This is a genomic window from Acholeplasma equirhinis, assembly GCF_017052655.1.
GTDB lineage: Bacteria > Bacillota_I > Bacilli_A > Acholeplasmatales > Acholeplasmataceae > Acholeplasma > Acholeplasma equirhinis.
The window spans coordinates 856,989-870,866 of the sequence record NZ_JAFIDC010000001.1 but is presented as its reverse complement, the minus strand read 5'-3'; the positions used below and the strand labels follow the sequence as shown (position 1 = coordinate 870,866).

The following is a 13,878-nucleotide window of genomic DNA, read 5'->3' as shown; positions in this document are numbered from 1 at the left end:
TTCAAATAGAGTATCATACTTACGAACTAAATAGAATCTTATTAAGAGCAGGCTAGGCGACTGGTTCCAATGATCCTGCAGCAACCTATTAAATTAGGTGCTAAACCAAGAGGGGGAGACCCAACAATAAGGAATGGCTATAAAGACGCTTCCTTGTTGGAAGCGATTTTTTTTGGTCAAGAAAGAGGTAGAAAGCATGAGTTATATTTTTTCAAGTGAAAGCGTTGGTAAAGGACATCCAGATAAAGTATCTGATTATATTGCAGATAGTATTTTAGATTACTGTTTAGAAGCAGATCCAAATTCAAGATGTGCAATTGAGACTGCACTTGCAAATACGACTGTTTATATCTTTGGTGAGGTAACAACTAAAGCAGACCTATCTAAAGATAAGATTATTGAAATTGCTAAAGAAGCGATTAAGTTTTGTGGATATAATGATAAGCGTTTTGTTTTCGAAGCAGAATCTGCAACTTATCATGTGAACTTAAATACACAAAGCCCTGATATTGCAATGGGTGTTGATGAAAAAGACGATAAAGAACAAGGTGCCGGGGACCAAGGTATTATGTTTGGTTATGCAAAAGATGATACAGAAAGTTTAATGCCACTTCCGATTTATCTTGCGCATGAATTAACAAAACGTCTAGCATATGTTAGAGAACAAGGTATCGTTAAAGGTTTAGGACCAGACTGTAAGTCTCAAGTATCTGTTGAATACAGCGATGATCATAAACCATTATCAATTACTGCAGTTGTTGTATCGACCCAACATTATGATGAAAAATCATTAGCTGAAGTTAAAAAAGATGTCATGGAACATGTCATTAAACCTGTACTACCACAAGAACTTTTAAGAGCAGATACAAAGTATTACATTAATCCAACAGGTAGATTTGTGATTGGTGGACCAGTTGGTGATTCAGGTTTAACAGGACGTAAATTGATTGTTGATACATATGGTGGATATTCACGTCATGGTGGTGGTGCATTCTCAGGTAAAGATGCATCTAAAGTTGACCGTTCAGCATCCTATATGGCACGTTATTTAGCTAAACAAGTTGTTGCATCAGGTATCGCAAAAACATGTGAAATTCAACTTGCTTATGCAATTGGCGTTGCAGAACCTGTAGCACTTTATGTAAACACCTTTGGAACTGCTAAAATAAGCGATTCTCTCATCCAAGAAAGACTGCAAAAAAACTTTAAATTGACACCAAAATCCATTATCAATAAACTTGGATTAAAGCGTCCGATTTTCAAGCAAACTGTTCATTTTGGTCATTTTGGAAAACAGGATGAAATATTTTCTTGGGAACAAATAGATTTAATTGATATTTTTAGCGATTTGTTATAAAATAACAAGTGAGTCAAAAGAAACTTTTTTATAAAGGAGATATAAAAAATGGATGTTTTATTAATTGTTTTAGGTATTATTTTAGTACTCGCTTTAATCTTCTTTGGCTGGTACATTTCAACGCTTAACAGTTTTAGACAACAACAAGTTAAAATTGATGAGGCTGAGTCTTCAATTGATGTTGCGTTGACTAAACGTTTTGATCTATTGACTAAAATGGTTTCAGCAACTAAAGGTTATATGAAGCATGAACAAGAAACTTTAGCAAAAGTTATCTCAATGCGTCAACCTGCTAGAAATGCATCAATTGCAGAAAAACAAGAATTCGCAAATGCTTTAACTCAAGGTATGTCACAACTTAATGTTGTTGTTGAACAATATCCTGATTTAAAAGCTTCACAAAACTTCCTAAGTTTACAAAACGCTACGATGGAAGTTGAAGAAAACTTACAAGCTGCAAGAAGAGTTTACAACTCAAATGTTTCTGTTTACAATCAAAACTTAGTAACATTCCCAGCAAGCTTAGTTGCAGGTTGGAAAAAATTCACTAAACGTGATTTCTTCGAAGCTGAAGTAGCTAAGAGACAAGACGTCGATTTTAATTTCTGAAGTTAGAATTTTAAGCATGAAAGCAGAAATCTATTTTTAGTTTCTGCTTTTTTTGGTAAAAGGAAGGGTAACACATGATCAAAGAACTCGAAGCACTTGAACAAGAACGTCAAGCTATCATTGCTAAGCAAAAGAAGGCAACAAAGTTAGCGATACCTTTTTATATAATTGGTGCAGTTTTACTTGTGATTTCATTTTTAACTGAGTTACAAGGTGGTTCACTTCCAATCATGTTTTTTATTGGAATTGCTTTATTAATTGTAGGATTTATTATTCAGGTTTCATCACAAGCAGCATCAAAACCATTTCGTGAGAAATTTAAATCACAAGTTATTCTTACGCTATTAAAAAATCGTTACGAAGATGTGATGTATTTCCCAAATCAAGCAATTAATTTACAAGAAATCTTATCAACAGGACTTGTTAAAAGCCCTGATCGTTGGAATGGTGAAGATTATATTTCAGGAACATATAAAAATATTAAGTTTAGAGTTTCTGAGTTTAAATTAGAAGAGCGACATGTGACACGTGATTCAAAAGGTAATACACATGTAACTTATCAAACTTATTTTAGAGGTCGTTGGTTCATTTATAAATTCCCAAAACGATTTGCACATCAAATTAGAATTGTTGAAAAATCATTTTTAGGATTTAACTTTGCACCAAGCGGATTTAAGAAAATTGAAACTGAATCCATCGAATTTAATAAGAAGTTCTCTGTTCAATCAACAGACCAACATCATGCATTCTATATCATCACACCGATGATGATTGAACGCTTACAACAATTAGAAGCTTCATTTAAAGGTGAACTTTCAATGTTGTGGCGTGGTGATGAACTGCATATAGCAATTAACGACAGTACAGACAGATTAGAACCAAAATTATCAATTCCATTAAATGATGAAGGTGTTAAGCTATACGATAAAGACATTGTAATCATCAGTGAAATTGTCGATAGATTTGGTTTAGACCGCGTTAAATTTAATGATGAGGTTTAAATGAGTTATATCAGAGATTTAAGAAAATATGTTGGACATCAACCTTTAATCATGGTGAGTGCAGCTGCAATTATGATAAAAGAGAATAGAATCCTTCTTCAAAAAAGAACGGATTTAAATTGTTGGGCTATTCATGGTGGTGCACTTGAACTTGGTGAAAAGATTGAAGATGCAATGAAAAGAGAAGTCAAAGAAGAAATTGGTTTGACACCAACAGTGTTTCAATTTTTTAAAGTATTTAGCGGGGAAGAATTTAAAATCAAATACCCGAATGAAGATATTGTATATTTAGTCGATAACATCTTTATCGTATCTAAATGGACTGGAGAAATCAAACTCGATTTAAACGAAGTTTTAGAGGTTAAATGGTTTGAATTAGATGAGATTCCATGGGATAGTTTAATATCACACAATGTCCTTATACTCAAAGAGTATATTGCTAGAAATCGCTAAATAAGGTATCATATAAAAGATAAGAGGATGTGATGACGATGTTTGGATTATTTGATCCATCAAAAAAAGCACTAAAGAGATATAAAAAGATTGCAACTCAAGTATTTGCTTTAGAAGATACTATGAAAGCAATGTCAGATGAGGCATTACGTAATCAAGCAGAACTTTTTAGAAATAGATTAAAAAACGGTGAAACGCTAGACGACATTTTAGTTGAAGCTTTCGCTACCGTTCGTGAAGCAGCTACACGTGTGTTAAAAATGACACCGTATTTTGTCCAAGTTATGGGTGGTATTGCAATTCATGAAGGTAATATTGCTGAGATGAAAACTGGTGAAGGTAAAACTTTAACTGCGGTTATGCCAGCATATTTAAATGCACTTAACGGATTGGGTGTACATATTGTTACAGTCAACGAATACCTTGCAAAACGTGAAGCTGAAGGTGAAATTGGTGATTTATTTAAGTTCTTAGGTTTAAGTGTTGGTTTAAACTTAAGAGATTATGATAGAACTCAAAAACGTGCAGCTTATGATTGCGATATTATGTATTCTACGAACTCAGAATTAGGTTTTGACTATTTAAGAGACCACATGGTTTTATATCATCAAGATATGGTTGCACAACGCGGCTATCCATATGCAATTATCGATGAAGTTGACTCCATCTTAATTGATGAAGCAAGAACACCATTAATTATTTCTGGTCCAGCAAAACAATCTCAAAACCTATATCAACAATCAGATAGATTTGTTAAATCACTTAATGATGAAGATTATGAATATGATGTTGAAGCAAACACAGTTGAATTAACTCCAGTGGGTATTTCAAAAGCTGAAAGTCTATTTGGTATTGATAACTTGTACGATTTAAAACATGTTTCTCTCTTACACCACATTAATAATGCTTTAAAAGCTAACTTCACAATGTCAAGAGATAAAGAGTACATGGTGCTTGATGGTGAAGTCTTAATTATTGACCAATTTACAGGTCGTATTTTAAGAGGTAGACAATTCTCAGAAGGTCTACACCAAGCACTTGAAGCTAAAGAAGGTGTTGAAGTTAAGAAAGAAACTGTTACAGTCGCAACAATTACTTATCAAAACTTCTTTAGAATGTATAAAAAACTTTCAGGTATGACAGGTACTGCTAAGACTGAAGAACCGGAATTTATTGAAATCTATAATATGCAAGTTGTTGAAATTCCAACCAATAAACCAGTCATCCGTCAAGATGCACCAGATTTCTTCTTTGTTACAGCAGAAGAAAAATATAATGCGTTAGTGGATGAGGTTGAAGCACGCCATAAACTTGGTCAACCAATTCTAATTGGTACGGTTGCAGTTGAAACTTCTGAATTACTTTCAATGCAACTTAGAAAAAGAAGAATTACACACGAAGTCTTAAATGCTAAAAACCATGAAAGAGAAGCTGAAATTATTGCAAAAGCAGGTTTAAAAGGATCTGTTACGATTGCAACCAATATGGCTGGTCGTGGTACTGACATTAAACTTGGTGATGGGGTTAAAGAACTTGGTGGTCTTGCTGTATTAGGTTCTGAAAAACATGAAGCACGCCGTATTGACAATCAGTTAAGAGGACGTTCAGGTCGTCAAGGCGACCCAGGTTTCACTAGATTCTATTTATCTGCAGAAGATGAATTAATGATTCGCCGTGGTGGTGATCGTTTTAAAACGATTATTGGTACATTACAAAAAGCTCAAACAACAGGTCAACCTGTTACATCAAAAATTATTACAAACTTAATTACTGGTGCTCAAAAACGTTCAGAAGGTTACAACTCAGAAGTGCGTAAGAACGTCCTACGTTATGATGATGTCTTACGTCTACAAAGAGAAATCATTTATGAACAAAGAACATCTGTTTTAACTGAAACTTCAGTCGAAGATAAAGTCATTAAGTTTATCGAAGATGTAGTGGAATCAGAACTTGATCCATACATTGAACAAGTTGGTCGTGGTAAATATGACATCAAAGATGAACAAATTAAAGCTCACTTTGAAAACTTACTTTTACCAAAAGAAACACTTGATTTAGCACATTTACAAACATTAGATGAAGTTTCTATTGTAAGTTACTTAAAAGAAGTCGCAGTTAAACTCTTAACAGATAAGAAAGATAAAGTTCCTGTTGAAGTTTATAATGAATTCTTAAAGGTTATTATGCTTCGTGTGATTGATACCTATTGGATGCGTCATATCGATATGATGCAAGAATTACGTCAAGGCGTAAGACTACAATCATATGGTCAACAAAACCCACTCATTATTTATCAAAGAGAAGGTAAACGTTTATTTGATGAAATGCTTTATAACATTTCAAGAGACGTCAGCCGTTATGCATGTCTTGGTCAAATTCAATTAAATGTTTCAAGAGAAGCAGTTGTTAAAAACACTTCTACAAACCAAGGTAGTGAAGCTAAAAAAGATAAACCTAAAGTAATCAAAGTACATAGAAACCAAATGCCGTGGAATAGAAGGTAGTTTTTGTGGAAAAGTATGAAGTCTATAAAACTTTAGAACGTTTTGAAGTTTCAATAAATGATTTAGAAAAAGCAATTAATTTAGACGTGCTCAATGCACGTCTTTTAGAATTAGAAGAATTGATGCATGAACCAACCTTTTGGAATGATCCAAATCGTGCTAAGAAAGTTACCCAAGAAGCAACAGGACTTAACTACAAAAAAGATATGATCAAAAAACTTAAAGCTCAATATGAAGATCTTACGATGTGGTTAGAAGAATCTCAAGAAGGTACTGAAGCTTGGGAAATCGTTGAAGATGAATTAAAAGATTTAGACCATAAGTTATCTAACTTTGAAGTTGAAATTTTACTTAATGAACCATACGATGACTCAAATGCAATTTTAGAACTTCATCCTGGAGCAGGTGGTACAGAATCCATGGACTGGTGTTCTATGCTGATGCGTATGTATCAAAGATATGCCCAATTAAAAGGTTTTAAAGTTGAACTTTTAAACTATCTTCCAGGTGAAGAAGCAGGGGTAAAATCAGTTACTATGCGTATCTCTGGACCTTATGCTTATGGTTACTTAAAAGCAGAGCGTGGAGTCCATCGTTTAGTCCGTATTTCGCCTTTTGATGCGAACAAGCGTCGTCATACTTCATTTGTCTCATGTGATGTTGCACCTGAAATTGATGATGATGTTGAGATTCAAATTAAAGACGAAGATTTACGTATTGATACGTTCCAATCATCAGGTGCAGGTGGACAATCTGTTAATACAACATATTCAGCAGTTCGATTAACTCACTTACCAACTGGGATTGTTATTTCAATGCAAAACGAACGAAGTCAAATAAAAAATAAAGAAGCTGCAATGACAATTTTAAAATCAAAATTGATTCAACTTGAAATTGAAGCTAAACAAAAAGAAATCAATGATATTAAAGGTGAAAAGACAGAAATTGGTTGGGGAAACCAAATCAGATCTTATGTCTTCCAACCATACCAAATGGTAAAAGACCATCGTACCAATTATGAAGTTGGTAATATTCAATCCGTAATGGATGGTGATATTGATGGTTTCATCACTGCATTTCTTAAGGTGAAATAAGATGAAATTTAAAGAGAAGTTCAAATCATATAGTTTGATTACACTTGGAGTCTTTGCACTGCACATTGGATTTTACTTCTTTCTACAACCAATTGGATTAGTCATTGGTGGTATGATGGGGGTATCAATGTTGCTAGAGCCAATGATATCAATATCCGTAGGTACAATTTATTTTGTATTAAACATTGTTGCATTAATTTTAGGTGCAACACTTTTTGGTAAAGAATTTTTTGTGAGAACCATCTATGCAACAATTCTTGCACCACTCTTAGTTTCTGTATTTGAACTTTTAGAAATTTCTGATTGGTTAGTTTTAGATCAAATTGATCAAAACAATCATGTCTTAATTGCAGCACTTGGTGGTGGTGTGTTAGTAGGCCTTGGAATTGGTCTTGTTTTACGAAACAACGCAACCACAGGTGGTATGGATGTTTTCCAAAAAGCAATCAATCAATACTTAAAAGTACCATTCACAGTTGCAGTCTATGTGACAGATGGAATTATAATTTTATTTGGTATGTTAGTCAGTTTCCAAAATGGAATATTCGCAATCTTCACAATGTTTATTACAGCCTTTATGATTAATAAGACTGCGATTATGGGAAGAAGTGCATTTGCACTTATGATTATTAGTGAAAAAACAGAAGAAATCAAAAAGTATATCTTAAAAGATATTGATCGTGGTTTAACATTCTTAAAAGCAACCGGTGGTTATACTGGTCATGAAAAAGAACTTGTAATCACAACGGTTAATAGACAAGAGCTTTACATGTTAAAAGATAAAATTAGTGAACTTGATCCAAAAGCTTTCACATTAATATTTAATACTAAAGAAGTTTTAGGTGATGGTTTCCATAGGAATGATATTTCATGAAAATTAAAACTTTAATGAAACTGAAGAAAAACTATCAAATCGTTTTTGAGAATGGTGAAAAATTGATTGTTGATGAAGATACAATTGTCAACAATAAACTCTTACCAGGTATGGATGTTGATAATATCAGTTTAATTAAAAAAGAAGTTGAAAAAAATAAACTTTACGATAAAGCAATTCGCTTCGCTTCATATGGTAAATCTGAGAATCAAATGATTAAATATCTAAACGAACATGGGATGCAAAATACCTATGAAATGATTCAAAGATTAAAGCGTGATAAAGTTATTAATGATTGGCAGTTAATCGCCTATCTAAAACGTCAAGGTTATTCATATCAAAAACTTTTATCAAAATTACAGCACTATGAATTAGATAGTGAACAAATTGATAAAGCACTAGAAGATTATGATGAATCTTATGCACTTAAAAAAGCTTTTGCAGTCGCTTTGAAAAAATATGCTAATGAACAATATCCTAAGAAAAACGAAAAGATATATAGAAATTTAGTTTCTCAAGGATTTAGTGAAGAAAAAGTTCAAAGTCTCATGAGAATATAATTCTATCATTTATAAAAAAAGACCCACTGGGTCTTTTATTTTGACTAAATCTTAAAGTAATTTTTCAAGAATTTTGCAACGCCATCTTCTTGATTTGTAAATTCAATTACTGCTTTTGCTGCATGTTTTGCTTCTAATTCACCATTTGGCATCGCATAACCTTGTGCAACACCTTGTAGCATTTCAATATCATTTAATCCATCACCAAATGCCATAACGTTTTCGTCTTTAATTTGATTATGTCGTTGTACCCAACGAATACCTGATAATTTAGAAGAACCACGTTTATAGATTTCATAGATACCATGTTTTGTATCTTCACCCCATAAACGGAAGTTTACATAATCACCAAAATCATTAATTAAGTGATTTTCAAAACTTTGTTTGAATGATTTATCAATTAAATAAATCATTCCGGTTGGTGTATGGTTATATTCTAAAAAGTCGCAGTGTACAATTTTAGCTTTTTGACTACCCATAAAAATACTATGTAATCGGTCTAAATACTTGTATGAATAGACATGATCACCATAAGAATAGAATGCTGATTCTAAATAAGGTTTAGAATATACAAAGATTTGATGAGCAACCCAAGTTGGAATACCATCAATCACAATTTGAAAATCAGGATTAAGCGGTTCTCTAATGTTGCCACCATTATCGGTGATTAGTGGACCAGTCATACCGACTTCATAGAAGTAGTCTATAGATGCATGGTAAGGACGACCTGTAGCTATGACAACTAAATGTCCTAAATCTTGAACTTTTCTTAATGTCTCTTTGGTAAATTCTGAAATTTGTTGATTGTTATCAAGTAATGTACCATCTAAGTCTAAAGCAATTAAATGTCTTTCCATTATGTGCATATCCTCCCTTGCCAAAATCATTATCCCATATCTAAACTTAATTAACAAGTTCGAATGGGATAAAAAAAGTTCATAATTATTGTATAATTATTTTATGGAGTGAGGTTTTCTTTTTCAATGACATTTAACATAGGACCATTTACAATTGATTTAGGTTTAATCATTACGTTCTTTACCGGAGCGATTTTTGGATTTATTCTCATGGCACTATGGTATTTGGTTGCTGTACTTTCTTCTTTAAATAAAGGGATTAGAAGAAGAAATGTCGATGTTGAAGATATCGATGAAAAAGAAATTAAATGGTTAATTGATGATGCCCACAAACTTTTTAAAGATAAAGAAAAGCGTGATGCGGTTGGTTATGGACAACATCTTTTAAATATTTCACTTGATTTATCAAATGATATTGCGACTAAGTTCTATCCAAAATCTAAATATCCTTATTTAGAATTAACACTGGATGAATCTTTAATCTTATTAAAATATGTCTCTACACGGTTTGAATCACTTTTAAACAAAGGTATTTTAAAAATGTTTAAAGGGATTACCTTAAGACGATTAATTACCTTAAATGATGCTAAAGTTAAGTTTGATAATAACTTACTTGTTAAGCAAGCAAATAAATTTAAAATTGGCGAATGGTTGAAAAAGGTTGGGGTTGCGTTAAATCCAATTAATCCAATTTACTGGATGCGTGTTTTAGTGCTTGATAAAATTACGAATGCGATTATGATTAAACTTGGTTTAGTTATTATTTCACTTACTGGTGAAGAAACATATCGTATTTATTCTAAGAAAGTATTTAATGAAGATAAAGAGATTGATTCTGGCATAGATTCAATTTATGAAGAAATTGTAAAAATGGCGAAAGGGGATACTAAGCTTGAAGAAGTTGAAAAATAAAGATCAAATTAAAGAAGTATTCACGATTCCTCAAATACCGAAAATTGATGGTATTAGAGGTGCGCATAAGTATGTGAAAGAACGCTTTGTTTCTCCACTTTTTGGTTCGGATGTTAAAGATGAAATATCGGTACCTTTCGCAGTCCATGTTATTGGGGATAAAGTTAAAAAGTATGATGCATTTAGAACAAAACCTCAAATGGATCAAGATGCAATTGAAAAGAAAACTGGAACTAAATACTATGAGTTCACAGATCAAGTTATTTCCAAAGAAACTAGAAAACAAGTTTTTGGTGTAGATACTTACCAAAAATCAGAAACAAAATATGAAGCACCTGTTGAAGAACCAAAGAAAATTGAACCAATTGTTGAAGAAGCTGATGAAATGGAATTCCAACCAAAACCAGTTATTGAACAAGCTAGGGTTTTACCACCTTGGATGAAAACTCGTTCAATTGAAATGGATGCTGAAGATGAAGATCTTCAAATTGAAACACATAAAAGAGATGACAAAGAAATTAAGGTAAAATCATCTTTTGGTATGGATAAGGATGAAGATATTGAAGTACCTTTTGAATCTGTTCCAATGAAATCAGCACCAAGAGAAGTTAAGACGAAGCCATATGCATCATCAGCATCTAACTTAACTACAAGAAATTACCAATACCCACCACTTTCAATCTTTAAAAAAACAACACGTAATTCAGATGAAAAGCCGCAATGGCTTTTAGATCAAATTGATATTATTAATCGTACGTTAAATGATCATGCAGTTGATGGTGAAGTTGCTGGTTCTAAAAAAGGTCCAACAGTTACCCGCTATGAAATTTCTCTTGAACCTGGGGTACCAGTTAAAAGAGTCACTGCAATTCAAGATAATATCATGATGAATTTAGCTGCTAAAACTCTGCGTATTGAAGCACCAATTCCAGGTAAACCTTTTGTTGGTATTGAAGTACCTAACCAAGTTGCAGATATCGTTTCATTTGGTAATGTAGTTGATAGAGAAGAATTCTTAAATGACCATGAACATCCTTTAAAGGTTGCACTTGGTGAAGATATCGATGGTACAAACATTTATGTTGATATTGCGAAAATGCCACATGGATTAATCGCAGGTGGTACAGGGTCTGGTAAATCTGTTTGTGTCAACACAATTTTAGTATCCTTATTATTAAAGAATAAGCCGGAAGATTTAAAATTAATTTTAATTGACCCTAAGATGGTTGAATTAACACCATATAATGATTTACCACATTTAATTACTCCAGTCATTACAGATCCAAAGATGGCAGCAACAGCACTTAATTGGGTAGTTGACGAAATGGAAAATCGTTATAAGAAGTTTGCTGATTCAAGAAGCCGTGATATCAAGTCATACAACGAAAACATTAAAAAAGGTTTTGTTGATGATGAAAAAATGCCTTTAATTGTTATCGTAATTGATGAACTTGCAGACCTTATGATGGTTGCAGCACATGATGTTGAAGATGCGATTCAAAGAATTACTCAAAAAGCACGTGCTGCTGGTATTCACTTACTTGTTGCAACCCAACGTCCAACGGTGGATGTTATTAGAGGTACAATTAAATCAAATATTCCAACACGTATTGCATTCCGTGTCTCATCATTTACTGACTCAACTACAATTCTTGATGGTGCCGGTGCAGAACAACTACTTGGACGTGGTGACATGTTATTAAAAGAAACTGAACGTCCAATTCGTCTTCAAGGTGCATTTATTTCAAATAATGAAATTGACCAAGTTATTGATTATATCAAAGCACAATCTCAAGCAAACTATATTCTTCGTCATGAAGATTTAAGAGTGAAAGTAACAGCTAAGGAAATCATTAATGATGATTTATTCGCTGATATTGCATATTTTGTTGTAAGAGAAGGTAATTGTTCAATAAATAACATTCAAAAACAATTTGAGATTGGGTTTAACCGAGCTCAAAAGATTGTATCCCTATTGGAAACATACCAAATTGTCTCACCAACACAAGGCACTAAAGCAAGAGAAGTTTTAGTGGATTTTGATGAGTTAGAAAAAATCTTAAAAGAAGCAGGCATTATATGATGAAACAAATTCAATGGTTTCCTGGACATATGTTTAAGTCCTTGAGGGAAATCAAAGAAAGAATAAGTCTTATGGATATTGTGTATGTTTTACTTGATGCACGTATTCCATATTCAAGTATGAACCCAGAAATATTGAAAATCGTTGGTGAGAAACCAACGCTTTTACTCTTTAATAAGATGGACCTTTGTGACCGTAAGAATTTAGCAGCATGGCAAAAGTATTATGAAGATATGGGGTTCTATACATTACCTATTAATAGTCAAACAGGTTTTAATGTAGATAGAATTTATTCAGTCTCAAAAGAAATTCTTAAAGAGAAAATTGAACGTGCACTAAAAAAAGGCATGAAGTTCAAAGTCGTCCGTGGTATGATTTTAGGTATTCCAAACGTCGGAAAATCTACCTTAATCAATAAAATGGTGCAAAAGAAAGTTACAGTCACAGGTAACAAACCAGGTGTGACTAAAGCTCAACAATGGATTAAGATTAATCCTGAATTTGAACTGCTTGATACACCAGGGGTCTTATGGCCTAAATTTGATGAAGAACGAGTCGGTTATTCATTATCTGTAACTGGTGCAATTAAAGATGACACTTTACCTATTGATAAAGTTGTTTTATATGCACTAAACTATATTAGAGATCATTATTCAAGAAGACTAACAGAAAGATATGAAATTAAAAATCCAGAAACTTTAACAGACCATGAAATTCTAGATCAAATTGGACATTTCAGAAAAGCTTATGTTAAAGGTGGAGAGCTTGATTATGATAGAATCTATCAAATTGTTTTAACCGACATTAGAGGTAAAGCATTAGGAGCAATGTCTTTTGATGAAAGCAAACTTTGATTTTGAAGTAAAATATTGGCAACAAGGTATTAAATTAATCGCAGGTGTAGATGAAGCGGGTCGTGGACCACTTGCAGGACCTGTCGTTGCTGCAGCAGTTATTTTAAAACCTGATTTTAATCATCCTGAGGTTTTCGATTCAAAAGCTTTATCTAAAAAGAAAAGAGAAGCCTTAAAAGATTTAATTGAAAAAGAAGCACTCGCTATCGGAGTTGGTATTGTTTCTGAAAAAGAAATTGACAAGATTAATATTTTAGAAGCAGCACGTCTTGCAATGTTAAAAGCGATTAAAGATTTAAAAATAAAACCAGAATTTATACTCACTGATTTTATGAAGCTGCCAGACCTTCCACATGAGGCTATTGTGAAAGGTGATCAAAAGAGTACCTCAATTGCAGCAGCATCGATCATTGCGAAAGTTACACGTGATGAAATCATGAAAAAGTATGATGAAATATATCCACATTATGATTTTAAAAATAATCAAGGATATGGTACAAAAAAACACTTAGAAGCACTTGAAAAGAATGGTGTTTCACCTATTCACAGAACAACATTTAATCCTGTATCTATATATATAAGGAAACAAGAATGAGAAGACCATGGCAACATGGTTTTTATTTTTAAAAATTGTGTGAAATTTTGATAAAAATCTTTCTATATAATACATTTATATAGAAGGAAAAATATGAGATTTTAATCGCTTGACATTGATTCAAT

General features: G+C 32.7%; 13 protein-coding genes and 1 riboswitch. Of the genes, 12 read left to right on the top strand and 1 reads right to left on the bottom strand.

All coding sequences use genetic code 11. The annotated features are described in order from the left end of the window. Nucleotides 1-35: 35 nt before the first annotated feature. Nucleotides 36-133: riboswitch (SAM riboswitch) on the top strand. Nucleotides 134-196: 63 nt separating this feature from the next. The 8 genes from metK (at nt 197) to JV173_RS04030 (ending at nt 8,452) form a co-directional block, all read left to right on the top strand. Continuing rightward, a complete protein-coding gene (metK, locus tag JV173_RS04065) occupies nt 197-1,357 on the top strand; it encodes a methionine adenosyltransferase (RefSeq protein WP_205735012.1) in 1,161 nt (386 codons plus the stop codon). Between the two features lie 48 nt (nt 1,358-1,405). Next, the gene (locus tag JV173_RS04060; RefSeq protein ID WP_205735011.1) at nt 1,406-1,966 is read left to right on the top strand and encodes a LemA family protein; all 561 of its coding nucleotides are present in this window, start codon (nt 1,406-1,408) and stop codon (nt 1,964-1,966) included. A gap of 74 nt (nt 1,967-2,040) precedes the next feature. After that, entirely contained in the window at nt 2,041-2,967 is a 927-nt protein-coding gene (locus JV173_RS04055) for a DUF3137 domain-containing protein (protein ID WP_205735010.1), read from the top strand. Beyond that, the gene (locus tag JV173_RS04050) at nt 2,968-3,420 is read left to right on the top strand and encodes an NUDIX hydrolase (RefSeq protein ID WP_205735009.1); all 453 of its coding nucleotides are present in this window, start codon (nt 2,968-2,970) and stop codon (nt 3,418-3,420) included. It abuts the gene before it with no gap. A 38-nt stretch (nt 3,421-3,458) separates the two neighbouring features. Then, a complete protein-coding gene (secA, locus tag JV173_RS04045; protein WP_205735008.1) occupies nt 3,459-5,924 on the top strand; it encodes a preprotein translocase subunit SecA in 2,466 nt (821 codons plus the stop codon). A gap of 5 nt (nt 5,925-5,929) precedes the next feature. Continuing rightward, complete coding sequence (prfB, locus tag JV173_RS04040) at nt 5,930-7,018, top strand: peptide chain release factor 2 (protein WP_205735007.1); 1,089 nt, start codon at nt 5,930-5,932, stop codon at nt 7,016-7,018. 1 nt (nt 7,019) lies between these two features. Continuing rightward, on the top strand, nt 7,020-7,892 hold the full coding sequence (locus JV173_RS04035; protein ID WP_205735006.1) for a YitT family protein: 873 nt from the start codon (nt 7,020-7,022) through the stop codon (nt 7,890-7,892). After that, nucleotides 7,889-8,452: a regulatory protein RecX gene (locus tag JV173_RS04030; protein WP_205735005.1), complete on the top strand. Its 564-nt coding sequence runs from the start codon at nt 7,889-7,891 to the stop codon at nt 8,450-8,452. Before JV173_RS04035 ends, JV173_RS04030 begins: the two co-directional genes overlap by 4 nt. Nucleotides 8,453-8,496: 44 nt before the next feature. Here JV173_RS04030 and JV173_RS04025 read toward each other — a convergent pair whose 3' ends face one another. Next, the gene (locus JV173_RS04025; protein ID WP_205735004.1) at nt 8,497-9,309 is read right to left on the bottom strand and encodes an HAD family hydrolase; all 813 of its coding nucleotides are present in this window, start codon (nt 9,307-9,309) and stop codon (nt 8,497-8,499) included. Nucleotides 9,310-9,435: 126 nt separating this feature from the next. Between JV173_RS04025 and JV173_RS04020 the strand changes: the two genes are divergently transcribed. The 4 genes from JV173_RS04020 to rnhB are packed head-to-tail and all read left to right on the top strand — an operon-like array spanning nt 9,436 to nt 13,753. Beyond that, on the top strand, nt 9,436-10,221 hold the full coding sequence (locus JV173_RS04020; RefSeq protein ID WP_205735003.1) for a 6TM ABC transporter family protein: 786 nt from the start codon (nt 9,436-9,438) through the stop codon (nt 10,219-10,221). After that, nucleotides 10,202-12,304 carry a DNA translocase FtsK gene (locus JV173_RS04015; protein WP_205735002.1) on the top strand — a complete coding sequence of 701 codons (2,103 nt, stop codon included), beginning with the start codon at nt 10,202-10,204 and terminating at the stop codon, nt 12,302-12,304. The genes JV173_RS04020 and JV173_RS04015 overlap by 20 nt, the downstream gene beginning before the upstream one ends. Further along, nucleotides 12,301-13,158, top strand: a complete 858-nt coding sequence (gene ylqF, locus JV173_RS04010) for a ribosome biogenesis GTPase YlqF (RefSeq protein ID WP_240453012.1) — start codon at nt 12,301-12,303, stop codon at nt 13,156-13,158. Before JV173_RS04015 ends, ylqF begins: the two co-directional genes overlap by 4 nt. Then, entirely contained in the window at nt 13,142-13,753 is a 612-nt protein-coding gene (rnhB, locus tag JV173_RS04005; RefSeq protein ID WP_205735445.1) for a ribonuclease HII, read from the top strand. The genes ylqF and rnhB overlap by 17 nt, the downstream gene beginning before the upstream one ends. Nucleotides 13,754-13,878 lie beyond the last annotated feature (125 nt).

Excerpts from the sequence above, each read along its gene's own strand:
- metK (WP_205735012.1), top strand. The coding sequence starts at position 197 with ATGAGTTATATTTTTTCAAGTGAAAGCGTTGGTAAAGGACATCCAGAT.
- rnhB (WP_205735445.1), top strand. The coding sequence starts at position 13,142 with ATGAAAGCAAACTTTGATTTTGAAGTAAAATATTGGCAACAAGGTATT.
- JV173_RS04055 (WP_205735010.1), top strand. The coding sequence starts at position 2,041 with ATGATCAAAGAACTCGAAGCACTTGAACAAGAACGTCAAGCTATCATT.
- ylqF (WP_240453012.1), top strand. The coding sequence starts at position 12,301 with ATGATGAAACAAATTCAATGGTTTCCTGGACATATGTTTAAGTCCTTG.
- JV173_RS04020 (WP_205735003.1), top strand. The coding sequence starts at position 9,436 with ATGACATTTAACATAGGACCATTTACAATTGATTTAGGTTTAATCATT.
- secA (WP_205735008.1), top strand. The coding sequence starts at position 3,459 with ATGTTTGGATTATTTGATCCATCAAAAAAAGCACTAAAGAGATATAAA.
- JV173_RS04025 (WP_205735004.1), bottom strand. The coding sequence starts at position 9,309 with ATGGAAAGACATTTAATTGCTTTAGACTTAGATGGTACATTACTTGAT.
- JV173_RS04030 (WP_205735005.1), top strand. The coding sequence starts at position 7,889 with ATGAAAATTAAAACTTTAATGAAACTGAAGAAAAACTATCAAATCGTT.
- JV173_RS04060 (WP_205735011.1), top strand. The coding sequence starts at position 1,406 with ATGGATGTTTTATTAATTGTTTTAGGTATTATTTTAGTACTCGCTTTA.
- JV173_RS04050 (WP_205735009.1), top strand. The coding sequence starts at position 2,968 with ATGAGTTATATCAGAGATTTAAGAAAATATGTTGGACATCAACCTTTA.
- JV173_RS04035 (WP_205735006.1), top strand. The coding sequence starts at position 7,020 with ATGAAATTTAAAGAGAAGTTCAAATCATATAGTTTGATTACACTTGGA.